The following is a 23387-nucleotide window of genomic DNA, read 5'->3' as shown; positions in this document are numbered from 1 at the left end:
GCCCTCGGGAGGAGCATCCGTCATGACACAGCTGATCGACAAGCGAGACCTGGGGTACGACCGGCTCGCCCGGCTCCCGGGCGCCGAGGCGTTCCTCGGCGAGACCGCTCGGGTGGCGGAGTCGGTGCGCCACACCCTCATCGCCGAGGAAGGCAAGGTGAACCGCTTCACCGGCCACCTGACCGAGCTGCGGGTGGAGGGTGCACCGGCCGGTCTCGCCGACCGGGCGGGCGCCGCGTCCACCGACGGCGACTACATCGCCAGGGCCAAGGAGTACCTCTCCTCGGTCTCGGCGGCGATCGGCTTCGCCGCCGGAGAACCCGCCGAGTTCGAGGCTGATCCGAAGGTGACGGTCACGAGCGGCGGCATGCACGTGGTCAGCCTCCAGCAGACACTCAACGGCATCGACGTGTGGGGCATGGCCCCCAAGGTGTGGCTGCGCGAGGACGGCACGGTCGACCGGGTCGTCGGCGACACGGCGAGTGTGCCGGGCAACGTCCCCACCATGCCGACCGTGCCGGTCGAGTCGGCCCTGGCGGCCGGCGCCGCGAGGGCCGCCGAAGCGGTCACGCTCGACGGCCTGCTCGGTACCGACGAGCTGCCGGCCCTGGACGTCTCGGACGGCTTCCGCCGGCTGAGCTCCCAGGCGCGCAACGACCAGCCGATGACGTTCGACAAGGGTGCCTTCGACGAGGCGATCCCCGCTCGGCTGGTGTACTTCTACATGGGCGACACCGTCCGTCTCGCCTGGTCGTTCAGGTTCTCCCGCGCACAGGGGGCCGTGCAGTACCACGCGCTGGTGGAGGCCGAGGGGATGACGGCGGAGGGGGCGGCACCGCAGGTGCTGTACCTCCAGGACCTGACGAATCATGTCGTCGGAGGACTGGTGTTCCGGCAGAACCCGGTCGAGACCGGGTTCGCCCTGGCCTCCTTCCCGCTGCCGCTGAGCGACTATCCGGTCGCGCCGCGGCCGACCACGGGGCCCGGGTTCCCCGGCCCGTGGGTGGACCGGCAGAACGGAAGCGTGGCGACCGTCGGGAACAACGTGCAGGCCGTCGACGGGGACACCGGTGAAAGCTTCGAGGTCGACGTCGACGCGGCGGGCAACGGGTTGTTCACCCCGGCCCCCGACACACCGGAGCAACTCGTCACCAACATCTTCTTCTTCTGCAACTACATGCACGACATCTTCGTGATGCTCGGCTTCGACGAGGAGCACGGCAACTTCCAGACCGTCAACTTCTCGGGCCTGGGCGTGGGCGCCGACCCGGTCGTCGCACACGCCCATCCCGGGCCGGTCTTCGGCACGGCCAACATGCTCACGCGCGCCGACGGCCTGGCGGCGGAGATGAACATGGGCCTGGTCGCCGCGACCGGAAGGCACACGGCCAACGAGGCGCACGTGGTGCGTCACGAGTTCACGCACGGGGTGACCAACCGGCTGGTCGGCGGCCTGCACGACGCCAACGGTCTGCGCGAGGAACAGTCCAGGGCGATGGGCGAGGGCTGGTCGGACTTCTTCGCGCTCACCATCCCCAACTTCTCCCAGGAGCAGGAGCACACCGTCGTTGGCGACTGGGTGATCGACAACCCGGCCGGCATCCGCCAGCGGCCCTACGACGACGCGTACCCCGGTGGCTTCGGGGACATCGGGCAGCTCACGGGCGATCTCGACTACACGAAGATCCACAACGTCGGCGAGATCTGGTGCGCCGCGCTCATGGAGATGACCCGCCGGATCAGCACGGAGCTCGGCAGCAAGCAGCGCGGCTACCGGGTCACCTGGCAGGCCGTCGTCGACGGGCTGAAGCTCACTCCCAAGAACCCGTCCCTGCTCACCGCCCGCGACGCGATCCTGCGGGCCCTGAAGGACCTCAAGGGCACGTCGCTCACGGCGGCCGAGTACGCCGAGGTCCGGACGGCGGCCTGGGGAGCGTTCGCCCGGTACGGCATGGGCTTCGACGCCTTCTGCCCCAACGCGTCCTTCATCGGCTGCCAGGCCGGTGGTCAGCTGCCCCCGGCCGGGCACGAGGACTGAGTCCGGCCCAGCAGCAGCCGCGCCGCCTCGCGTGCCTCCGCCGCCGGGGCGGCGCCGCCGTCGATCCCGGCGGTCACCATCGCGCCCTCCGCCAGCAGGAACAGCGGGCCGGTGAGTGCCTCGGGCAGCCCGGCGTCGGCCACGAGCTCGCCGAGGTACTCCCGGAACGCCCGCTTGTGCTCCCGTACCCGGCGGGCGACCCGCTCCGAGGTGGCGCCCAGCTCGCCGTACGCGTTGATCCAGGCGCAGCCGCGGAAGTCCGGCTCGCCGAACCACTCCGCCAGCCGGTCGAACACGGCCAGGATGCGCTCCCGGGGGTCCTCCCGCCGGGCGACGTACTCCGCGAGCAGCCCGCGCCAGCGCACGTCCCGCCGCTCCAGGTAGGCCTCCACCAACTGCTCCTTGGCCGGGAACAGTTGGTACAGGCGCTTGAGCGACACCCCCGAGGCGCCCCGGAGGTCGTCCATCCCGACGGACTGCAGGCCGCGCCCGTAGAACAGCATCTCGGCGGCGTCGAGCGCCTGCTCACGGGCCGTTGCGCTGTCCATGGCGACCACCGCTCCTCGGGGTTCGTGGTTCCTTGACGGGAGAACGTGCGTTCTCTACTTTAGCAGTCAGGACGGAGAACGCCCGTTCTCCGCTGTCTGGAGCCAGGAGAAGCCATGTCGGACGCCCGCCCGCCCCTGCCGCCCTTCACCCGGGAGACCGCGGCCCAGAAGGTCCAGGCCGCCGAGGACGCCTGGAACACCCGTGACCCGCACAAGGTCGCCCTCGCCTACTCCGAGGACTCGGTCTGGCGCAACCGCGACACCTTCCTCACCGGCCGTGCCGAGATCGTCGAGTTCCTCACCGCCAAGTGGGCCCGCGAGCACGACTACGCGCTCCGCAAGGAGCTCTGGGCGCACGACGGCCACCGCATCGCCGTCCGCTTCCAGTACGAGTCACGCGACGCCACCGGGCAGTACCGGCGCAGCTACGGCAACGAACTGTGGGAGTTCGACGAGCGCGGACTGATGACCCGCCGCGAGGCGAGCATCGACGACGTGCCGATCGAGGAGGCGGACCGCCGTATCCACGGGCCGCGCCCCGAGGCCGAACGAGGGCTGTCCTTCCCGCTTGAGTAGGGTGCGCGGGTGACCGAACAGGACGAACAGCCGCCCTTCCTCTACGTCGTCGTCTGCGCCGCCGGCGTCGCCGCGGACGTCGGCAGGCTGATCGCCGCGGCGCAGGAACGGGAGTGGCACGTGGGCGTCATCGCGACGCCGCACGCCATGAACGGCTTCTTCGACACCGCCGCCGTCGAGGCGCAGACCGGACGCCCGATCCGCTCCGCCTGGCGGCGCCCCGGCGACCCGCGGCCGTTCCCCGGACCCGACGCGGTCGTCGTCGCCCCGGCCACCTTCAACACCGTCAACAAGTGGGCGGCCGGCATCGCCGACACCCTCGCCCTGGGCACCCTGTGCGAGGTCGCCGGGCTGGGCGTGCCCGTCGGGGTCCTGCCCTGTGTGAGCGAGACCCTCGCGGGCCACCCCGCCTACCAGGACAGCCTGATACGGCTGCGCGGCATGGGCGTCCGGTTCGGATACCCGTACGACCGTGCCCAGGGCGAGGAGTTCGACTGGGAGCGGGCGCTGGACCTGATCGAATGAGTCATACGGTGACGTCCGTCGCCGTACCCAGGGGCAGCCACCGGAACCGTTCGCGCAGCTCCCCGGAGGTGGGCTTCGCCAACTCTGCCTCGATGACGCGCCGGCCCTCCCGGAAGTGCGACCAGCCCTCGTAGTGCACCGGCAGAACGGTGTGCGGGCGCAGCGCCCGGCACAGCTCCACCGCCCGGGGCGCCGTCAGGGTGTAGCGGACGGGCCCGGTCAGCGGGAAGCCCACCCCGCCCAGGTGCAGCAGGGCCGTGCCCACGTCGAGGCGGCCGGCCACCTCGCGCACCCCGCCGGACAGGACCGTGTCCCCCGAGATCCACAGCGCTCCGTGCCGCTGCCCCTCCCAGCGCAGGGCGAAGCCGGTCACCTCGCCGACCAGCGGGTGCGACAGGGGCGGGCCGTGGCGCGCCGGGGTGGCGGTCACCTCGATCGACGGCAGGCCGGGGGAGTCCAGCCGCCAGGTCGTCCACGGGGCGAGCCCGCGTGCGTTGCCGCCGAGCCTGCGTGCTCCCGAGGGGGTCGTGAGGACGATCCCGGCTCCCGGCAGCAGGGCCCGTCCGGCGGTGTCCAGGTTGTCGGCGTGATGGTCGTGGGTGAGCAGCACGGCGTCGATCGGCGGGAGTCCGGCGGCGTCCAGGGCCGGACCCGAGGTCTTGCGGGACGAGGTGCCCCAGCCGAAGGCGTAGCGACGGCCGGGCGGGTCGAACGTCGGGTCGGTGAGCAGCCGTCGGCCTGCCACCTCGATGAGCGTGGTCGGGCCGCCGATGTGGGTGATGCGGACCTCGGTCATGCGCCGGTCCCTTCCGGCAGGTCCGGGGTGGCCGCGCGGCCACCCCGGAGTCGCGGCTACTTCGCGTGCGCCAGCGCCCAGTCGAGGGCGAAGTCCGCGACCTCCTCCCAGCCGGGGGCGGCGGGCAGCAGATGCGGGCGTCCCGCGAACTCCTTGACCTCGGTGACCGTGTTCGACCTGTAGTGCCGGGCGTTGGACTCCTGCACCTTCGGCGGCATCAGATGGTCCTTCTCGCCGGAGACGAACAGCAGCGGCGCCCGGTCGTCGTTGTGGTAGTCGACGTAGGTGCTCTGGTGGCCGGGGCGCAGGGTGGCCAGGGCGCTGTCGAAGAAGATGCTGCCGGACGCGGGCACGGCGTACCGCTCGTACAGCGCCCTCGACTCCTCCTCGGGGAAGGTGTTGGTGAAGGCGTAGTGCCACTGGTCGAAGTTCAGACCGACCGCCCGGTGCCGGTTGGCCGGGTTCTTCAGGACCGGGAAGGCGGCCTTGATCTGAGTCAGCGGCAGCACCGCGACGCCTTCCGTGGGGGCCGAGTTGATCGCCACGCCCGCCGCGCCCAGGCCGTGGTCGAGCAGCAGCTGCACGAACACACCGCCGGCCGAGTGGCCGATGAGCACCGGGGGCCGGTCCAGGCCGCGGACCAGGGTCTCCAACTTCTCGACGATTCCCGGGACGGTGACCTGTTCGATCGGTGTGGTGTCGGCGTTGAGGGACTCGACCTCCGCCTCGAAGCCGGGGTACGCGGGCGCCAGCACCCGAAGGCCGCGCTTCTCGTAGTGCGCGATCCAGTGCTCCCAACTGCGGGGTGTCACCCAGAAGCCGTGGATCAGGACGATGGTGTCCGGTGCGGACATGGCTGCTCCGTAGGTTGTCCGGTCGCCCGGGAGCCGGGCGCGAGTCGGGCGGGGTCAGCGGGTGGCGCGGTCGGCGGCGCGGATCTGCCGGACCACGGCCTGCGGGTGCGACATCATCACCACGTGCGAGGCGCCCTCGACCTCGACGGTCCGGCTGCCGGCCCGCTCCGCCATGAACCGCTGAGCGGCGGGCGGGATGACCCGGTCGGCGGTCGCGACGACGTACCAGGACGGCACGGTCTTCCAGGCCGGCACCCCGCTGGGGCCCGCCAACCCGCCGATGCTGCCGGGCCGTTGGGCGGTCGCCAGGACCCTCGTGGTGGACCGGGGCAGGTCCTGGGCGAACACGTCGTGGAACTTCGCCGGATCGATGTAGCCGTCCAGGCCGGGCTCCGCGCCGGGGATCGGATAGGGCCGGCCGACCAGGGCGGGCTCCAACCGGCTGCCGGGGAACTTCCCGGCCAGCTGGAGCGCGCTCTCGCCCTCGTCCGGCGCGAACGCCGCCGCGTACACCAGCGCCTTGACGTTCTCGTGCCCGACTCCGGCGTTGGTGATCACCTCGCCGCCGTAGGAGTGGCCGACGAGGATGACCGGCCCGGTGATCGTGGCGATCACACTGGAGACGTACGCCGAGTCGCCCGCGAGGTCGCGCAGGGGATTGGCCGGGGCGATCACCCGGTAGCCGGCGTCCAGCAGGGCCGCGGTCACGGCGCTCCAGCCGGACGCGTCGGCGAAGACGCCGTGGACGAGGACGACGGTGGGGCGGGCGCCGGTCGCGGACGCCGGGGCGCCGGAACCGAGGGTGGCCGCGCCGGCGGCGAGCATGCCGCCCAGCACGAGGCGGCGGGAGGGGACTTCGGGAACCATCGAGGAGATCTCCTTCGGGAGCTCAGGAGTTGAGGAAGTCCAGCAGGTCGGTGCTCAGTTGCTCCTTGTGCGTGTCCGTGATGCCGTGCGGGGCGCCCGGATAGACCCTGAGGGCCGCGTTCTTGATCCGGGCCGCCGACGCCTTTCCGCCCACATCGAAGGGGACGACCTGGTCGTCGTCCCCGTGGATCACCAGCGTCGGCACATCGAATGCGTCCAGGTCGGCCCGGAAGTCGGTGGCGGAGAACGCCGCGACACACTCGTAGGCACTGCGATGCGAGGCCTGGAGACCCTGGAGCCAGAACGCGTCCCGGATGCCCTGCGACACGTTCGCGCCCGGCCGGTTGTGCCCGAAGAACGGCCCGTCGGCCAGGTCCCGGTACAGCTGCGACCGGTCGGCGAGCGACCCCGCGCGGATCGCGTCGAACACCTCGGCCGGCACCCCGCCCGGGTTGTCGTCGGTCCGCAGCATGAACGGCGGCACGGCGGAGACGAGCACCAGCTGCGCGACCCGGGCGGTGCCGTGCCGGCCCACGTAGCGGGCGACCTCGCCGCCGCCCGTGGAGAACCCGACGAGGGTCACGTCGCGCAGGTCGAGGGTGTCGATCAGGGTGGCCAGGTCGTCGGCGTAGGTGTTCATCTCGTTGCCGTGCCAGGTCGGGGTGGACCGGCCGTGGCCGCGCCGGTCGTGCGCGATCACGCGGTAGCCGTGCGAGGCGAGGAACAGCGCCTGCGCCTCCCAGCTGTCGGAGTTCAGCGGCCAGCCGTGACTGAGGACGACCGGGCGGCCGGTGCCCCAGTCCTGGTGGAAGATCTCGGCGCCGTCGGCCGTGGTGACGTACGGCATGGGGGTGTTCCCTTCTGCGGGACGTGTCCGACGCGCTCGATCCTGTCCGGCGGCGGCGCGGTCCGTATCCCGTGGAACACGTAGTCATGACCGGCCCCGGTCAGAGCTCCGGCGTCCGGGCCAGCTGGCGGCGGGAGGTGACGTCGAGCTTCCGGAAGATCTTGCGGAGGTGGTAGTCGACGGTGCTCGCGCTGATGAACAGCTGGGCGGCGATCTCCGCGTTGGTCGCGCCGCTCCTGGCGAGCCGGGCGACGGTCAGTTCCTGCGGGGTGAGGGAACCGGTGGTGCCGGCCGGCCCCCGGCCGGGGCGCTCCCCGGTCGCGGCCAGCTCCTGGGCCGCCCGGGCCGCGTAACGCCGCGCGCCCATCCCGTCGAACATCTCCAGCGCGCCGCGCAACTGCTCCCGGGCGTCCTTGCGGCGTCTACGGCGGCGCAGCCACTCCCCGTACAGCAGATGTGCCACGGCCAGATCGGCTCGGGCGCCGGTGCCCGCGAGCAGCGACAGCGCCTCGCGGTAGAACGGCTCGGCCTCGTCGTCGGCCGCGAGCAGGGCCCGGCAGCGCGCCAGCAGACCCAGCGCCCACGGGGTGCCGGTGGCCCGGGCGCGGTCGGCCAGGGTGCGCAGGGTCGCCGCGGCCAGCACCCGGTCCCCGCAGCGCGCGGCCGCCTCGACCAGGTGGGGCAGGAGACGGGAGTGGTAGGCGAACTCGTCGTGCCCGACCAGCTCGCGGGTGATCGTCCGGGCGCGGGCCCAGTCGCCGCCGCCGAGGGCGAGGACCGCCATGCCGATCCGGGCGATGGACTCGACCGCGCCGTTGCCGAGCCAGGTGCCGGCCTGCATCGATCCCGTCAGGAGGGCGTCGAGGTCGTCGGCCTCGGCATGCCAGGCGAGGAGTTCGGGGTGCCGGTACATCGCCCACATCTCGTCGGTGGCGCCGATCGCGGCTCGGATCTCGTTGCCCTCCGCGTGCAGGGTGTCGGCGGCCGCGAGCTCGCCGAGATTGGTCTCGTGCATCACCGCGCAGTACAGGACGGTGTCCAGCTGCATCAGGGCGCCGCAGGCGCGGGCCGCGTCCGCCGCCCGGCGCATCACCGCCCGCTGGGCCTCCTCGTCCCACAGCATCATCGACAGGGTGACGGTGGGCATATAGGTCAGCAGCACCTCCTCGTCCGGTGTGTCCGGCGCCAGCAGCCGCGCGTAGGCCGCCCGCATATGGGGAACCGCGTGCTCGTAGCCGTCGGTGACCAGCACGGCGAACGCCCGCAGCACCAGGTCGACGCCCGTGGCGGGACCCTCGCGCGGGACCAGCTCGTCCACCGCCCGCGCGATGTCGGCCACGGTGACGTCCCGCATCAGATGCTCGGCGGTGATGGCCCGGTCCGCCGCCCTCAGCAGCGCCTCCTTGGCGGGCCCGGGAGCCTCGTCGCCGAAGGCACGCGCCGCGTACAGGCAGAGCGCGGGTGCGCGGGAGAAGGCCCCCGAGTCGCCGAGCAGGCTGATCGCGTGCGCCCGGACGAGCAGCGCCCGGCCCCGCCCGACGCCGTCGAGCAGGTCGACCTCGACCAGGTCCAGCAGCGACTCCGCCTGCAACGGCGCACCCGCCGTGAGTGCGGCCTCGGCCGCGCCGACCAGCCGTCCGGTCCGCGTCCCGGCCTCGGCGGTCAGCTCGGCCGCCCGGGTCAGGAACGCGGCGCGGGCCGCGTAGCCGCCCCGGGCGCCCGCCCGGTCGGCCGCCCGTTCCACCTCGTCGGCGACCCGGGCGTCCGGGCCGAGCGCGGCGGCGGCCCGGTGCCAGGCCCGCCGGTCGGCGTCGGCGGGACGGTCGGTGACCCGGGCCAGCACCCCGTGCGCCCGTCTTCGCTGCACGCTCGTCGCGCCGCCGTACACCGCGGAGCGCACCAGCGGGTGCCGGAACCCGGCCCGGGCCCCCAACGTCACCAGCCGGGCGGCCTCGGCCGGGCCCGACGCCTCGGGACCGAAGCCGAGCAGCCGGGCCGCATGCGTGAGATACCCCAGGTCGCCGCCCGGCTCGGCGGCGGCGAGCAGCAGCCACTCCTGGGTGGCGGCGGGCAGTTCGTGGACCTGCTGGAGGTAGTGCGCCTCCAGTCGGCTGCCCACGGGCAGCGGTTCGGGCAACGCCAGTCCGCCCGAGAGCTGCTCTGCGGACAGCTCCGAGCCGAGATCGGTCAGGGCGAGCGGATTCCCGGCCGTCGCCGCCACGATCCGCGCCGCCACGCGCGCGTCGAGCGGCCCGCCGACCGTGTCGCGCAGCAGCTCCAGTGCGAACGGTTCCGCAAGACCGGTCACGTCGGTGACGGTGATCCCCGCCGGCACCGCGAAGCCGGTGCGGGCCGCGAACAGCAGGCCGACGCCCTCCGCGTGCACCCGGCGCGCGACGAACGCGAGCGCCCCGAGGGACTCGTCGTCGACCCACTGGAGGTCGTCGACGCACACCAGCACCGGACGGCTCTTCGCGCTCTCCGCCAGCAGGGTGAGCGTGGCGAGCCCCACCAGGAACCGGTCCGCCGCGGGCCCCTCGGCCAGTCCGCAGGCGACCCGCAGCGCCGTGTGCTGCGGCACGGGCAGCGCACCGGGTTCCTTCAGGTGCCCCAGGAGCGGTACGAGCAGCCGGTGCAGCGCGGCGAACGGGAAACCGGACTCGGCCTCGACCCCCGCCACCCGGAGCACCCGCAGATCGCCGGCCTCGCGGGCCGCGTGGCCGAGGAGCGCGGTCTTGCCGATGCCGGCGTCACCGCGCAGCAGCATCGCCTCGCTCAGCCCGCCACGCACTCCGGCGACCAGGCCGTCGAGCCGCTCCCGCTCCGGTCCACGCCCTACGAGGATCACGCCAACGCCCTTCGGGAAGGCCCGGACACGAAGGCCATCGGCAGATTGTGTGAAGCACCGCCATTCAATCAAGGCAGGGCGGCCCGGACGGTGTGATCAGCCGGTCCGGCCCGGCCGGCCGGGCCGGACGTACGCTCCACTTCTGTACCTCCACCGATGTCAGGAGCGGCCGCGATGCAGTACGTGAAGCTCGGTTCGACGGGTCTGGACGTGTCCAAAATCTGTCTGGGCTGCATGACCTACGGACTCCCCGACCGGGGCGCGCACGAGTGGACCCTCGACGAGGAGGCGTCGCGCCCGCTCGTCAGGCAGGCCCTGGACGCGGGTGTCACCTTCTTCGACACCGCGAACGTCTACTCCGACGGCACCAGCGAGGAGATCGTCGGCAGGGCCCTGCGCGACTTCGCCCGCCGCGACGAGATCGTGCTCGCGACGAAGGTGAACGGCCGGATGCGGCCCGGACCCAACGGCGCCGGACTGTCCCGCAAGGCGATCCTGACCGAGATCGACCACAGTCTGCGCCGCCTCGGCACCGACCACGTCGACCTGTACCAGATCCACCGCTTCGACCCGCACACCCCGGTCGAGGAGACGATGGAGGCGCTGCACGACCTGGTGAAGGCGGGCAAGGTCCGTTACCTGGGGGCGAGTTCGATGTACGCCTGGCAGTTCTCCAAGATGCAGTACACGGCGGAACGGCACGGCTGGACCAGGTTCGTGTCGATGCAGAACCACTACAACCTCCTCTACCGCGAGGAGGAGCGCGAGATGCTGCCGCTCTGCGCGGACCAGGGCGTCGGCGTACTGCCGTGGAGCCCGCTGGCCCGCGGCCGCCTCACCCGCGACTGGGGCACCGAGACCGGCCGCAGCTCCACGGACGGCTTCGGCGGCTCCCTCTACCCGGAGGGCGACCGCGGCACCGTCGAGGCGGTCACCCGCATCGCTGCCGACCGGGGCGTCCCGCGCGCCCGGGTCGCCCTCGCCTGGCTCCTCCACCAGCCCACGGTGACCGCCCCGATCATCGGAGCCGCGAAGCCGCACCACCTCGAGGACGCGGTGGCGGCCACCGAACTGACGCTTACCGAAAAGGAGTTGGCGGAACTGGAGGAGCCCTACACCCCCCACCCGGTCTCCGGCCACTGAAGGCGCACCGGCCGGGGCGCGGGGAACCGCGCGAACGGTCCCCGCGCACCGGCGGCCGAGGGACACCCCGACGAGCGGAGCGCTAGTGCGGGCCCTGCGGTGCGAACTCGGTACCGCAGGGCCCCGCCCCCTCGCTGACCGCCAGCGGCACCCGCTCCCCGCCCATGGAGACCGTCCGGTAGTAGCGGCCGATCCGTCGCGCGGACTGCCCGGCGTAGTGCCCGATGAACGACCGCCGGAACCGGTCCTCGCTGCGGTTGGGCCCCGACCCGTGCACCAGGCTGCCGTTGAAGAACAGCACGTCACCCGGCGCCATGTCGACCGGCACCGGGACGAGCCCGGGCGGCGGCGGCACGTACTCGCGCGCGAACGACACCTCGGCGTCCGCCTCCTCAGGGCAGAACAGCCCCATCCGGTGGGTGCCGGGCACGACCTCCAGACCGCCGTTGTCCCGGTCGATCACGTCACACGCCAGCCAGGCCGCCACACACGTGCCCGGCTCGACCCGGAGATAGAAGTTGTCCTGGTGCAGCGCCTGGCCCCGGGCGCCCGGCGGCTTGAAATAGAACATGCTCTGCGCGGCCAGCACCTCCTCGCCGAGCAACTCCTCCAGCACGCGCCGCAGTCGGGCGTCCAGCAGCACCTGCCGGGCCAGGGCGCCGATCTCGTGCGGATGCATCACTCTCGGGTAGGCGTGCAGCGGGTCGGCGGCGCCGGGGCGCGGCTCGAAGTGCCCGGGCACCGGCCGCCCGGCCGCGTGCAGTTCCGCGAACTCCCCGCACAGCCGGTCGACCTCGTCGTACCCGAACAGCCCGCGTACGACGGTGAAGCCGTCCTCCCGGTACTGCCGCAGCCCCGCCGGGGTCAGCACGGGTGCTCCGGCGGCGCCGGTGTCCGTGACGGTCATACTTGCCCTCCTCGGTCCACTGGTCTCGACCCGCCACGCTAGGCCGACGCGCCCTTCGGGAGGATGCCCATGCGTGCTGACGACCTGCCCAGGACTGCCGGGCCCGCCGATCCGTCCCCGCCGCCCGGTCTGGTGGTGGTCGGCCACTTCGACGAGGGCGCCGGGTACGGCGTCAACCGGCCTCAGGGATCGGACAGTTGGCTGTTCACCTGGACGACGGGCGGGCGCGGCCGGCTGCGGCAGGGCGGGAGCGAGGTGCGGGCGGGAGCCGGAGACCTGGTGGTGCTCGCGCCGGGTGTCCCGCACGCCTACGCCGTCGAACCCGGCGCCCGGCACTGGCGGTTCTGGTGGGCCCACTGCCAGGCCCGGCCCTCCTGGACGCCCTGGCTCCGCCCGTACGCCACCGGCGACGGCGCGGACGGTCTGTACGCCGTCGTCCCCGTCCCGGCCGCCCTGCACGAACGGATGGAGGGAGCCTGGCGGCGGACGCACGCCGACGCCCGGTGGACCGGCGCGGACACGCCCTCCGGCGACCTGGGGATCGTGGTCGCCCACGGCTCCGCGGCCCGGGAACTCGCCCTGTGCGGACTGGAGGAGGCCGTCCTGCTGGCGGCGGCCTCGGCCCGGTCTCCCGCCTCCCCGGCCGGCCTCGACGACCGTGTCCGCCGGGCACAGGCGCGGATGGCGGCGGATCCCGGCGCCCCGCACACCGTCCGCTCGCTCGCCGCGGAGGTCGCGCTGTCGCCCTCGCGCTTCGCCCACCTCTTCACGGAGCAGCTCGGCCGTTCCCCGATGCGGGCCCTGCTCGAGACGCGACTGCGGCACGCCGCCCGGCTGTTGGAGGGCACCGACCTGTCCGTGGAACGCGTGGCGTCGGCCAGCGGCTTCGCGAGCGCGTTCCACTTCAGCCGCGTCTTCCGGGCCCGGCACGGCACACCGCCCGGCGCGTACCGGGACGGAATGCGCCCGGCAATTACCGTGCCGAAAGGCACGTCGAAAGGGGCACCAAAAGGGACACCGATACAGTGACCACCCCACAGGGGTTCCGCCGTTGACGTTTCGTCAAAATTATTCGGCCCGCACGCAATGCACGAAACCGCGAGATCTCTTGTTCCGCCTGGTCCGGCTGTGCAAAGGTGAGCCCTGTCGGCGCACGGACAACGATTTCCCCGGTGCGCGCGAGACACCTCCCGTTCACACCCCCCACGCTTCAAAAGAGCGGTACCCCCCGCGGACGTCAGAGGTGCCGAACCCTGTGCGAGTCGATCCCGCTTCGTGGGCGGGATCGCATACCCGTTGGTATGGACTTTATGCCGCATGCCCCGGAAGGAATGCAGACCGTGAATGACGCAGGCCTGTCGAATTCCCCTTCGGCTCGCCGCTTCGACGCGACGGACGAACAGCTGAGCTCCGAGCTGAAGAAGTGGACGGGGGCGTCACCCGCACTGCATCCCGTCGGTGAGCTCCTGGACCGCCACTGGGCGGCCGCTTTCGCCTATGCACGGCTGTGCACCGACGGCGAGCGCGCGGCGGGCATGCTCACCACGGCCGCCTTCACCCGGCTGTTCGGTGAGAGCCTGCGGCAGAACGGGCCGACCGCCGCGTGGCGCCCCCATCTGCTGGTCACCGTGCGCCGCATCGCCGGCGAATGGGACGCCGACGGCCGCCGCGACCTGCTGCACCCGGCGCTGCGCTCCGACGGCGAGGACCGCGACCGCGCCGCCGCCCGGCTGCTGCCGCCGCTGAACCGGCGCATCCTGTCCCGCGCCTTCCAGCGGCTGCCCCAGTCCGCGCGCTGCCTGCTCTGGCACATCGAGGTCGAGGCCGAGCCCCTGGCGGTCCCGGCCGGACTGCTGGGCCTCGAGGACGAGGGCGCCCGGGTCGAACTGCGCCGGGCCCGCGAGCGGCTGCGCGAGGAGTGCCTCCAGGTGCACCGCGAACTCGCCACCGACGACGAGTGCCACCGCTACGACCGGCTGCTGGACGTCACCTGCCGCCGCGGCGGCGCCGATCTCGACCCCGATCTGCGCGCCCACCTGGAGCAGTGCCGGCACTGCCTGCACACCGCCGACCAGCTACGGCAGTTCGAGGGTCTGCTCGGTGCCGCCCTGGCCGAGGGCATCCTGGGCTGGGCCGCCGCAGCCTACGTCGAGGTCAGGGTGGCCGGCGACGGCGAATCCGTCGAGACCGCCGCGGAGCAGCCCCGGAGCTACTCGGGCGAGGCCTTCACCGACGGGACCCCCGCCCCCGCGGCGCCCGGCACCGGAGCCGACACGGCCTCCCGCGTCGGGCTGCGCGCCGGGGCGATCTCCCGCATCGGATCGCGGGTCGGTGCCGCCGCACGCGCCGGGGCCGTGCCCGGAGCCGACTCCCGCCCCGGAGGGAGCCGTTCGGCCCAGAAGGCGGCCCGCCGGGCCCGCCGCCGCAACCTCGCCGCCGCCGTGCTGACCGTGAGCGGACTGGTCGTGCTGCCGCTCGGGGTGTGGGCCGCCATCGGTTCCGGGGACGGAACCGCGCCCACCGCCGGCAGCAAGGCCGCGAAGACCCCGGCCCCCGGGACCGACACGGCCACCTCCGACCCGTCCTGGATCGACGCCGGTGAGGACGCGCAGGGCACCCTGCGCGGCCGTCTGCACAACGTGGCCTCCGGGCTGTGCATCGGCATCGTCGGCACCAAGGCCGTCAGCGGCGCCGAGACCGAACTCGCCGCCTGCTCCTCCGTGGCCGGCCAGCAGTGGTCGTACGAACCGGACGGGCTGGTGCGCAGCGCCGCCAACGCCGATCTCTGCCTCGACTCCCATCTGGGCTTCTCGGTGCGGCTGGCCCCGTGCGCGGGCGCCTCCCAGCCCGACCCCAAGAACGTCCGCTACGACTTCACGCTCCAGGGCACGCTCGTCCCGCGCTCGGGCCAGAACCTCGCGCTGGCGCCCGCCGCCACCGACGGATCGGGCGCCCTCGTCCTGAAGAACCGGGTGGACAGCGCGGCCCAGCGCTGGGTGATCGACACCTCGCAGCCCGACCCGCAGATGCAGTTCGTGAACTGGGGGGCCGACAGCACCCCCTCGGACGCCCCGGCGTCGACCCCGACGCCCAAGGCCGCGAAGCCCCCGACGCCCACGGCTGCGGCGTCCGCCGCCCCGACCACCACGAGCCCGACAGGCTCCTCCTCGGGCTCGAACACCACGTCCTGCTCGTACTACCCGTACTACTACTGCTCGTGGGGCGGCCAGTCGGGCTCGTCCGACGGCTCGGGATACGGCAACGGCGGTTCCGGATACGGCAACGGATCCGGGGGATACGGCTCGGGCTCCGGGTACGGCGGAGGGCGCAACTGACCCCGAGCGGTCAGACCCCGACCACCTGGAGCGACGCCCACAGCGCCACGACGGCCGGGACCAGCGCGGCCGGCACCGTGAGCAGCCCCAGCCGGGTGAACTCCCCGAGCCCGACCCGATCCTCGCGCGCGTGCACCACGCGCCGCCACAGCAGCGTCGCCAGCGACCCCGCGTAGGTGAGGTTCGGGCCGATGTTCACCCCGAGCAGCACCGCGAGCACGGCCCCGGTCCCGGCCGGGGCGGCGAGCGGCACCAGGACCAGCACCGCGGGCAGGTTGTTGATCAGGTTGGCGAGGACGGCGGCCAGCGCGGCGACGGCGAGCAGGGCGAGCAGGCCCGAGCCGTCCGGCAGGGCGTGCCGCAGCGCGTCGGCGAGGCCGTTGTCGACGACCGCGCGCACCACGATGCCGAGCGCCAGCACGAACGCCAGGAACCCGGGCGCGGCGGCCCGCACCACGGCGACCGGTGTCACCCGCCGCCGCGCCAGCGCGCGTGCGGCCATGACCAGGGCGCCGGCGAACGCGGCCCACGCCGGTTCGATCCCGACGGCGGACGCCACCACGAACCCGACGAGTGTGCAGGCGACGGTGACCAGCGCGAACAGCGGCAGCTCCGGTGCCGGACCCTCGTCCTCGGCCGGCTCGGCGGCGGGCAGGTCGGCGGCGAAGAAGCGCCGGAAGACCAGGTACTCGGCGCCGATCGCGACCACCCAGGGCAACGCCATCAGAGCGGCGAACCGGGTGAAGCTCAGCCCGCTCGCCTCGAACGCCAGCAGGTTGGTGAGGTTGGAGACCGGCAGCAGCAGCGAAGCGGTGTTCGACAGGTGCGCGCACGCGTAGACGTGCGGTCTGGCCCGTACGCCCATCCGGGCGGCGGTGGCGAACACCACCGGTGTCAGCAGCACCACGGTCGCGTCCAGACTGAGCACGGCGGTGATCACCGAGGCCAGCGCGAACACCGCGACCAGCAGGCGCCGGGGACTGCCCGCCGAGCGCCGGGCCATCCACGCTCCGCAGGCCGTGAAGAGACCCTCGACGTCGCACAGGTGCGCCAGCACCAGCACCGCGGCGAGGAAGCCGACGACCGGTCCGAGCCGTTCGGCCTCCGCCAGCGCGTGCTCGGGCGAGACCGCCCCCAGGGCGATCACCAGGGCGGCGGCGGGGACGGCGACGAGGGCTTCGGACCGCCCGGCGGGGCGCAGCACGGCCCATCCGAGGGCGGCGGCGAGCAGGACGACGGACAGCGTTTCGGCGAGCGGGGCGTTGATGTGGATCTCCGGGAGCGGGGGGTGGTGGTCCCCGCCCATCTGACGGGTCCGGGTGTCCGTCCATGAAAACACGCGCGGGTAAAACGCCCGCCAAATGACAGGAGGGCCGCCTCACTCCTCGTCGAGCAGGCTCAGCTCCGCCCAGATCGTCTTGCCCTCGGGCGTGTGCCGGCTGCCCCACCGCTGGGTGAGCTGGGCGACCAGCAGAAGGCCCCGGCCGCCCTCGTCCCAGGTCTTCGCCCGGCGCAGATGCGGGGCGGTGTGGCTGGTGTCGGACACCTCGCAGATCAGCGTGGTCGCGTCATGGATCAGCCGGAGCCGGATGGGGTGGGAGCCGTAGCGGATGGCGTTGGTGACCAGTTCGCTCACCACCAGCTCGGTGGTGAAGGACGCCTCGCTCAGTTCCCACCGGGAGAGCTGTTCGACCGCCTGTTTGCGGATGGGCGCGACCAGCGACGGGTCGGCGGGGATGTCCCAGGTCGCGACCTGGGAGGAGGGCAGGCCCCGGGTGCGGGCGAGCAGCAGGGCCACGTCGTCGGCGGCGCCGCCGGGCGGGAGCAGGGCGTGCAGGATCCGGTCGCAGGTCTCGTCCAGCGAGTCCGAGTACGCCGCCAGCGTCTCGCTGAGCAGCCGCAGACCGCCGTCCGCGTCCCGCTCGCGGGACTCGACCAGACCGTCGGTGTAGAAGGCGAGCACACTGCCCTCGCCGAGTTCCAGCTCGGCCGACTCGAACGGCAGCCCGCCCACGCCCAGCGCGGGACCGGCCGGCAGGTCGACCCGCCGGGCCGGCCCGTTCGGCCGCAGCACCAGCGGCGGCGGGTGCCCGGCCCTGGCCAGCGTGCAGCGTCGCGACACGGGGTCGTACACCGCGTACAGACAGCTGGCGCCGACCTCGCCGGGGTTGCCCTCGCCACCGGCCTCCTCCGAGAGCCGGACGACCAGGTCGTCCAGGTGGGTGAGCAGTTCGTCGGGGGCGAGGTCGATGTCGGCGAGGGTGCGTACGGCGGTGCGCAGCCTTCCCATGGTGGCCGAGGCCTGGATGCCGTGTCCGAGGACGTCCCCGACGACCATGGCGACGCGCATCCCGGACAGCGGGATCACGTCGAACCAGTCGCCGCCGACCCCGGCGCGGGCGGCCGGCAGATAGCGGGAGGCGGCGTCGACGGCGGCGGTGCGGGGCAGGGTGCGCGGCAGCAGACTCCGCTGGAGGGCCAGGGCCGTCTCGCGCTCGCGGGAGAAGCGGCGGGCGTTGTCGATACAGACGGCGGCCCGGGCCGTGATCTCCTCGGCGAGCAGCACGTCGTCCGGGGTGAAGGGGTCCGGCCGGCGGAACCGGGTGAGGACGGCGACGCCGAGCGTCATACCGCGCGCCTGGATCGGCACGGACATCGTGGAGTGGATGCCGAGTTCCCGGACCCGGGCGCCGCGGGCCGGGTCCCAGGCGAGCCACGCGTCCAGACCGCCGCCCGCCAGGGAGCCGATGATGGTGTGCCCGGCCACCAGCGAGTCGGCCTGCGGGGACCCGGTCGGGTACTCCTGTACCTCGCCGGGCTTGGCCACCGCCTCCGGGCTGCCGGTGTTCACCGAGTGGTGTGCGGCGCGCCGCAGCCCCACCGGCGGGCTGAACCGGCTCGGCGGCTCCCCGCCGTCCTGCGGGTCGAGCAGGTCGACGCTGACGAAGTCGGCGAGCGCGGGCACGCAGACCTCCGCCAGCTCCTGAGCCGTCCGGATGACGTCGAGGGTGCTGCCGATGCGCACGCTGGCCTCGTTGACCAGTTGGAGCCGCTCGCGTGCGAGGTAGTTCTCGGTGAAGTCGTGGGCGGACAGGCACACGCCCCGGATCCGGCCGTCGGCGTCGGTGACGGGCGCCATCCGGGCCAGCCAGGCGTGGGCCCGCGACTCGCCGCCGGTGCGGATGTACGTCTGCACGTCCTGCGGCCGGCCGCTGGTGAGCACCCGCAGCATGTGCTGTTCGAGCTCCGTGCTCTGCGGTCCGCCGCCGATCTCGGCGAGTCGCAGGCCCCGGACGCGCTCCTCGGGCAGTCCGATGACCTCACGCATCGCGTCGTTGATCCGGCGCAGCCGCAGCCGCTCGTCGTAGACGGCCACCGCGCAGGGGGACTGGATCAGGCCCGCCGCGGCGAGGAGGCCGTCCGAGGAGTCGGAGCCGCCCCCGGCCAGCGGGGTGACGACGAGCCAGTGGCCCGGGTCGTCGGCGTGGGCGGGGAGGTGGTGGGCGAGCAGCCACACCCGGACCGGGCGGCCGTCGCGATGGCGCAAAGTGACCGTTCCGTCCCAGCGCACACCGGTGAAATCGGGGGTCCCGTCGGTCAGCAAGTCCATGGCGGGCCGGCCCAGGACATCGGCCGGGGTCCAGCCGAGCAGGGCCCGGGCGCCCTCGTTCCACCCGATCAGCGCGCCGGAGTCGTCGACGACCGCCCGGGCCGTCGCGGCCTCGTCGAACGGATACTCCGGACTCATCTCGGCACTCCATCGCGGACACTCACAGTGAACAGGCACGTCACTTCCGTTCCAGCCTAGTGTGTCCCGCTCCCCGGCGGACGGGAACCCCCACAGCTCGGCTGAACAGCGAGTTCCCGCCGAGGTCAAGGGCTAAAACCGGCCTATCCCGTGCGATCCCCGTGCGAGGGAGCTCCCGTGTGCCGCCGGGGCGGGCGGACACCCCCGGCCCCTTGACGGGCAGGAGTGGCCCGTCGTCAGATTCTGTTTGTTAACGATCAGTTGTGAGTACTTCTGGTTCCTGATGAGGGAGAGCCGACCATGACGGTCACTCGCAGATCGGTCCTTATCGCCTCCGCGGCCGCACCGGCCGCCGGAGCGCTCCTCGGCACACCGACGGCGCGGGCCGCCGCGGCCGCCGTGAGCGCCGCCGGCCGCCACACGGTCGCGCTGCGTGACGGCTGGCGCTTCGCACTGGCCAACCCCGGCGGGATCACCGACCCGACCGGGCAGTACGCGGACGCCGCCGACCCCGGCCACGACGACTCGACCTGGCGCGCGGTGGCGGTTCCGCACGACTGGAGCATCGAGCAGACGCCCACCACGCAGAACGGCACGACCAGCGGCACCGGCTTCTTCCCCGGCGGCCTGGGCTGGTACCGCCTCGCCCTCACCCTGCCGCCCGGCCGCGCCGGCCGGCGGATCTCGATCGAGTTCGACGGCGTCTACATGGACTCCACCGTCTACTGCAACGGCACCGAGGTCGGCCGGCACCCCTACGGCTACACCGGCTTCGCCCTCGACCTCACCGACCTGCTGCACACCGACGGCACCACCGAGAACGTGATAGCGGTCAAGGTGCAGAACCGGCTCCCGAGCAGCCGCTGGTACTCCGGCAGCGGCATCTACCGCGAGGCCCGCCTGGTCGTGACCGAGCCGGTGCACGTGGACCGCTGGGGCACGTACGTCACCACCCCCGAGGTCACCGACGCGCGGGCCGTCGTCCGGGTCGCGACCACCGTGGCGAACGCGTCCGGAGCGAGCGCGGACGTCGAGGTCGTCTCCCGGATCCTCGCCCCGAACGGCCGCACGGTCGCCCGTACCTCCTCCACGGTCGCCGTCTCCGACCGGGCCACGGAAACCCAGGAACTCACCGTGACCCACCCGCGGCGATGGGACTTCGAGACCCCGCACCGCTACACCCTGGAGACCGAGCTGCGCGTCGCCGGCCGGGTCACCGACACCTACCGCACCCCGTTCGGCATCCGCACCTTCCGCTTCGACCCGGACGAGGGTTTCCACCTCAACGGCAGGTACGCCAAGATCAAGGGCGTCGACCTGCACCACGACCTGGGCGCGCTCGGCGCCGCCATCAGCGTCGACGCCGTCCGCCGACAGATGACGATCATGAAGTCGATGGGCGTCAACGCCTTCCGCACCTCCCACAACCCGCCCTCGCCCGAGATCGTCCGGGTCTGCGAGGAACTGGGCATCGTGATGCTGGTGGAGGCCTTCGACTGCTGGAGGACCGGCAAGACCAGGTACGACTACGGGCGGTTCTTCGACGAGTGGTGCGAGCGGGACGCCACCGAGATGGTGCTCGCGGCCCGCAACTCGCCCGCCGTCCTCCTGTGGTCCATCGGCAACGAGATCACCGACTCCACCTCCACCGCCGGCCTCGCCATGGCGGACCGGATCATCGCCGCCATCAGGGCCGCGGACGACACCCGTCCGCTCATCATCGGCTCGGACAAGTACCGCACCCCGCCCGCCAAGGGCTCCGCCGCCGACCTGATGCTCGCCAAGCTGGACGGCCTCGGCCTGAACTACAACACCGCCAAATCGGTGGACGTCCTGCACACGACCTACCCGCACCTGTTCCTCTTCGAATCCGAGTCGTCCTCGGAGACCTCGACCCGCGGGACCTACCAGGAGCCCCAGCACCTCAACACCGGCGAGAACCACACCCCGGGCAGGCGGGCGACCTCGTCCTACGACAACAACCTCGCCTCCTGGACGATGAGCGGCGAGTACGGGCACAAGAAGGACCGCGACCGGAAGTGGTTCACCGGGCAGTTCCTGTGGTCCGGCATCGACTACATCGGCGAGCCCACCCCGTACAACGTCTTCCCGGTGAAGGCGTCGTTCTTCGGCGCGGTCGACACGGCCGGGTTCCCGAAGGACATGTACCACCTCTTCCGGAGCCGGTGGACCGACGAGCCGATGGTCCATCTGCTGCCGACGACCTGGAACCACGAGGCGGGCGACACGGTCGAGGTGTGGGCCTACTCCAACGTCGACACCGTGGAGCTGTACCTCGACGGAAAGTCCCTGGGAGTAAGGAAGTTCGACACCAAGAAGACCGTCGACGGCCGCGCCTACCTGGAGACCACCGAGGCCACCGGCGACGACAAGACCTTCACGACAGGCCCCTATCCCGGCAGTTACACCAGCCCGAACGGCAGCGCCGGCAAGCTGCACCTGACATGGCAGGTGCCCTACCGGCCGGGTGAGCTGAAGGCGGTGGCCCGGCGGGGCGGCAGGACGGTCGCCACCGACGTGCTGCGCACGGCCGGCGCCCCGCACGCCGTACGCCTCACCCCGGACCGCACGTCCCTTCCCGCGGACGGGCGTTCACTGGTCTTCGTCACCGCCGACGTGGTCGACGCGCACGGGACCGTGGTGCCCGACGCCGAACACCTCATCTCCTTCGAGGTGACCGGCGGCTCCCTCGCCGGCCTCGACAACGGAAGGCAGGAGAGCGCCGAGCGCTATCAGGCCAGCACGCGCACCGCCTTCCACGGCAAGGCCCTCGCCATCGTCCGCTCCGGCACCGGGGCCGGCGCCCTGAAGGTGACCGCGCGCGTGGACGGCCTGCGCAAGGGCACGGCCACCGTGCGCACCACGCGCGCCCGCTCGGGGGCGACCACCCCGGCCGCCGTGTTCGCCCCCGACCTGCCGGCGCCCGTCGGCCATCCCTGCGCGGACGCCGGTTACTCCGGTCGACCGGACACCCTGCCGGCCGCCCTGCTGGACGGCGACCCGGCCACCGGCTGGTCCAACGCCTTCGCCAAGGCGGCCACCGCCCTGCTGCCCGCCTTCGGCGGGGCCCGGCCGCGCGACTGGGTCTCGGTGGACTACGGGCGCACCCGGGACTTCGACCGGGTGGAGGTGTCCTTCACCGTCGACGCCACGCACAGCCTGCCCGCGGCGATCGAGGCGGAGGTGTGGGACGGCGAGCGCCATGTGCCGGTCACCGGGGCGGCCGTCGACTGGGCCACCGCCTCGGACGCGCCGACGGCCGTCACCTTCGACCCGGTCCGCGGCTCCAGGCTGCGCCTGACCCTGATCAGCAGCGCACCCGGCACGACCCGAGGCTCGGTCCGCATCACCAGGTGGGAAGCCTGACCGGCCTGACCGGCCTGACCGGCCTGACCGGCCTGACCCGCTGACCGGCGGGTCTTCCATGCCGCCGGGGCCGGACCTCCCGGCCCGGCCTGCACACCTCGCCGGGACAGCCACGGCCTGCCCCGTCCGGCCGGGCCCCCCGGCTCGGACGGGCTCCGGCCCGGACCGGGCGGACCGTACTGGCCCGGCCCGCTGCTCCCGCCCGGCCCACTCCCGCCCGGCCCGGACCAGGCAGCCGGACGGGCCGGGCGGCCGGACGGGCCGGGGGGTCGGACGGCCCCGGCCCCCGCCGCCGTCCGATCGGCCCGCGCCGAAGGCGCCTCAGCCCGCGTCGGCCGCCTCGAACGTCACCTTCGCGGTGTCCACCGTGCCCGCGCCGCGCCCGGGTGCGCTCTGCCACGACCAGTACAGGTTGGTGTGGGCTATCACCTGTTCCGGCGCCGGAGCGCCGTACTTGCTCAGGTCCTCCGTCGTGTGCGCGTCGCCGACCAGTGTCACGTCGTATCCCCGCACGAAGGCGCCGTGCAGCGTCGAGCGGATGCACGCGTCGGTCTGCGCCCCGGTGACGACGACCCGGCCCACCCCGCGCTCCGCGAGCACCGACTCCAGCACGGTGTCCTCGAAGGAGTCCTGGTAGTTCTTGTGGACGAGGGGCTCGGCGTCGAGGCGGACCAGTTCCTCGACGTACTCCCAGTTCTCGCTGCCCTGTTCGAGGTCGTCGTCGGAGTGCTGCACCCAGACGACCGGCACGTCCCGCGCGCGGGCCGCGTCGATCAGGGTGCGGATGTTCGTGATCACCTCGTCGCGCCGGGGCGCGCCCGCCACCACGCCCTTCTGGACGTCGATCACGAGCAGGGCGGTGTTCGGCCGGTCGGGCAGGGTGGTCATGAAGATCTCCGGTTCCTCGTCATGGGCGTGATGGGCGCTCGGACGGTCCACATTAGGAGGTCGCACCGACAACGGCTCCG

17 protein-coding genes are annotated in these 23387 nt (G+C 73.0%); 7 read left to right on the top strand and 10 right to left on the bottom strand.

Going from position 1 to position 23387, the window contains the following annotated elements:
- Window positions 1-22: 22 nt before the first annotated feature.
- On the top strand, window positions 23-2038 hold the full coding sequence (locus tag ABT070_RS08665; RefSeq protein WP_351756660.1) for a M36 family metallopeptidase: 2016 nt from the start codon (window positions 23-25) through the stop codon (window positions 2036-2038).
- Here ABT070_RS08665 and ABT070_RS08660 read toward each other — a convergent pair.
- Window positions 2008-2586: a TetR/AcrR family transcriptional regulator gene (locus tag ABT070_RS08660; RefSeq protein WP_351756657.1), complete on the bottom strand. Its 579-nt coding sequence runs from the start codon at window positions 2584-2586 to the stop codon at window positions 2008-2010. The genes ABT070_RS08665 and ABT070_RS08660 overlap by 31 nt on opposite strands.
- 114 nt (window positions 2587-2700) lie before the next feature.
- Between ABT070_RS08660 and ABT070_RS08655 the strand changes: the two genes are divergently transcribed.
- Complete coding sequence (locus tag ABT070_RS08655) at window positions 2701-3162, top strand: nuclear transport factor 2 family protein (protein ID WP_351756654.1); 462 nt, start codon at window positions 2701-2703, stop codon at window positions 3160-3162.
- A gap of 9 nt (window positions 3163-3171) precedes the next feature.
- Window positions 3172-3687 (top strand): flavoprotein, encoded by a 516-nt coding sequence (locus ABT070_RS08650; protein WP_351756651.1) that lies wholly within the window; start codon window positions 3172-3174, stop codon window positions 3685-3687.
- 1 nt (window position 3688) lies between these two features.
- Here ABT070_RS08650 and ABT070_RS08645 read toward each other — a convergent pair whose 3' ends face one another.
- From ABT070_RS08645 to ABT070_RS08625, 5 genes are all read right to left on the bottom strand, one after another.
- A complete protein-coding gene (locus ABT070_RS08645; protein WP_351756648.1) occupies window positions 3689-4483 on the bottom strand; it encodes an MBL fold metallo-hydrolase in 795 nt (264 codons plus the stop codon).
- Window positions 4484-4539: 56 nt separating this feature from the next.
- Window positions 4540-5337 (bottom strand): alpha/beta hydrolase, encoded by a 798-nt coding sequence (locus ABT070_RS08640; protein ID WP_351756645.1) that lies wholly within the window; start codon window positions 5335-5337, stop codon window positions 4540-4542.
- 54 nt (window positions 5338-5391) lie between these two features.
- Window positions 5392-6204, bottom strand: coding sequence for an alpha/beta fold hydrolase (locus tag ABT070_RS08635; RefSeq protein ID WP_351756642.1), 813 nt, complete (start codon window positions 6202-6204; stop codon window positions 5392-5394).
- Window positions 6205-6226: 22 nt separating this feature from the next.
- Window positions 6227-7051 carry an alpha/beta fold hydrolase gene (locus ABT070_RS08630; protein ID WP_351756639.1) on the bottom strand — a complete coding sequence of 275 codons (825 nt, stop codon included), beginning with the start codon at window positions 7049-7051 and terminating at the stop codon, window positions 6227-6229.
- Between the two features lie 100 nt (window positions 7052-7151).
- Complete coding sequence (locus ABT070_RS08625; RefSeq protein ID WP_351756636.1) at window positions 7152-9899, bottom strand: helix-turn-helix transcriptional regulator; 2748 nt, start codon at window positions 9897-9899, stop codon at window positions 7152-7154.
- A 174-nt stretch (window positions 9900-10073) separates the two neighbouring features.
- Between ABT070_RS08625 and ABT070_RS08620 the strand changes: the two genes are divergently transcribed.
- A complete protein-coding gene (locus tag ABT070_RS08620; RefSeq protein WP_351756633.1) occupies window positions 10074-11042 on the top strand; it encodes an aldo/keto reductase in 969 nt (322 codons plus the stop codon).
- A gap of 82 nt (window positions 11043-11124) precedes the next feature.
- Here the strand turns inward: ABT070_RS08620 and ABT070_RS08615 are convergent, their stop codons facing one another.
- Window positions 11125-11949, bottom strand: coding sequence for a phytanoyl-CoA dioxygenase family protein (locus ABT070_RS08615; RefSeq protein ID WP_351756631.1), 825 nt, complete (start codon window positions 11947-11949; stop codon window positions 11125-11127).
- A gap of 69 nt (window positions 11950-12018) precedes the next feature.
- On the opposite strand from ABT070_RS08615, the gene ABT070_RS08610 reads away from it, so the two are divergent.
- Both ABT070_RS08610 and ABT070_RS08605 read left to right on the top strand, forming a co-directional pair.
- Window positions 12019-12978 (top strand): AraC family transcriptional regulator, encoded by a 960-nt coding sequence (locus ABT070_RS08610; RefSeq protein WP_351756628.1) that lies wholly within the window; start codon window positions 12019-12021, stop codon window positions 12976-12978.
- 302 nt (window positions 12979-13280) lie between these two features.
- Window positions 13281-15284, top strand: a complete 2004-nt coding sequence (locus tag ABT070_RS08605; protein ID WP_351756625.1) for an RICIN domain-containing protein — start codon at window positions 13281-13283, stop codon at window positions 15282-15284.
- Window positions 15285-15294: 10 nt separating this feature from the next.
- Here the strand turns inward: ABT070_RS08605 and ABT070_RS08600 are convergent, their stop codons facing one another.
- Complete coding sequence (locus ABT070_RS08600; RefSeq protein WP_351757343.1) at window positions 15295-16590, bottom strand: SLC13 family permease; 1296 nt, start codon at window positions 16588-16590, stop codon at window positions 15295-15297.
- Between the two features lie 72 nt (window positions 16591-16662).
- Window positions 16663-19032, bottom strand: coding sequence for a SpoIIE family protein phosphatase (locus tag ABT070_RS08595; protein ID WP_351756623.1), 2370 nt, complete (start codon window positions 19030-19032; stop codon window positions 16663-16665).
- A gap of 300 nt (window positions 19033-19332) precedes the next feature.
- Here ABT070_RS08595 and ABT070_RS08590 point away from each other — a divergent pair, with 300 nt between their 5' ends.
- Window positions 19333-22419, top strand: coding sequence for a glycoside hydrolase family 2 TIM barrel-domain containing protein (locus ABT070_RS08590; protein ID WP_351756620.1), 3087 nt, complete (start codon window positions 19333-19335; stop codon window positions 22417-22419).
- Window positions 22420-22740: 321 nt separating this feature from the next.
- Here ABT070_RS08590 and ABT070_RS08585 read toward each other — a convergent pair whose 3' ends face one another.
- Complete coding sequence (locus tag ABT070_RS08585) at window positions 22741-23307, bottom strand: cysteine hydrolase family protein (protein ID WP_351756617.1); 567 nt, start codon at window positions 23305-23307, stop codon at window positions 22741-22743.
- Window positions 23308-23387: the final 80 nt, after the last annotated feature.

Origin of the sequence: Streptomyces sp. NPDC002884 (assembly GCF_040295245.1) — a bacterium.
GTDB lineage: Bacteria > Actinomycetota > Actinomycetes > Streptomycetales > Streptomycetaceae > Streptomyces.
This window is presented reverse-complemented; position numbering and strand designations above follow the sequence as displayed.

Coding starts and splice junctions, on each gene's coding strand:
- ABT070_RS08600 (WP_351757343.1), bottom strand. CDS start 16,590: ATGGGCGGGGACCACCACCCCCCGCTCCCGGAGATCCACATCAACGCC.
- ABT070_RS08645 (WP_351756648.1), bottom strand. CDS start 4,483: ATGACCGAGGTCCGCATCACCCACATCGGCGGCCCGACCACGCTCATC.
- ABT070_RS08630 (WP_351756639.1), bottom strand. CDS start 7,051: ATGCCGTACGTCACCACGGCCGACGGCGCCGAGATCTTCCACCAGGAC.
- ABT070_RS08615 (WP_351756631.1), bottom strand. CDS start 11,949: ATGACCGTCACGGACACCGGCGCCGCCGGAGCACCCGTGCTGACCCCG.
- ABT070_RS08590 (WP_351756620.1), top strand. CDS start 19,333: ATGACGGTCACTCGCAGATCGGTCCTTATCGCCTCCGCGGCCGCACCG.
- ABT070_RS08665 (WP_351756660.1), top strand. CDS start 23: ATGACACAGCTGATCGACAAGCGAGACCTGGGGTACGACCGGCTCGCC.
- ABT070_RS08660 (WP_351756657.1), bottom strand. CDS start 2,586: ATGGACAGCGCAACGGCCCGTGAGCAGGCGCTCGACGCCGCCGAGATG.
- ABT070_RS08585 (WP_351756617.1), bottom strand. CDS start 23,307: ATGACCACCCTGCCCGACCGGCCGAACACCGCCCTGCTCGTGATCGAC.
- ABT070_RS08620 (WP_351756633.1), top strand. CDS start 10,074: ATGCAGTACGTGAAGCTCGGTTCGACGGGTCTGGACGTGTCCAAAATC.
- ABT070_RS08605 (WP_351756625.1), top strand. CDS start 13,281: ATGCAGACCGTGAATGACGCAGGCCTGTCGAATTCCCCTTCGGCTCGC.
- ABT070_RS08610 (WP_351756628.1), top strand. CDS start 12,019: ATGCGTGCTGACGACCTGCCCAGGACTGCCGGGCCCGCCGATCCGTCC.
- ABT070_RS08655 (WP_351756654.1), top strand. CDS start 2,701: ATGTCGGACGCCCGCCCGCCCCTGCCGCCCTTCACCCGGGAGACCGCG.
- ABT070_RS08595 (WP_351756623.1), bottom strand. CDS start 19,032: ATGAGTCCGGAGTATCCGTTCGACGAGGCCGCGACGGCCCGGGCGGTC.
- ABT070_RS08635 (WP_351756642.1), bottom strand. CDS start 6,204: ATGGTTCCCGAAGTCCCCTCCCGCCGCCTCGTGCTGGGCGGCATGCTC.
- ABT070_RS08640 (WP_351756645.1), bottom strand. CDS start 5,337: ATGTCCGCACCGGACACCATCGTCCTGATCCACGGCTTCTGGGTGACA.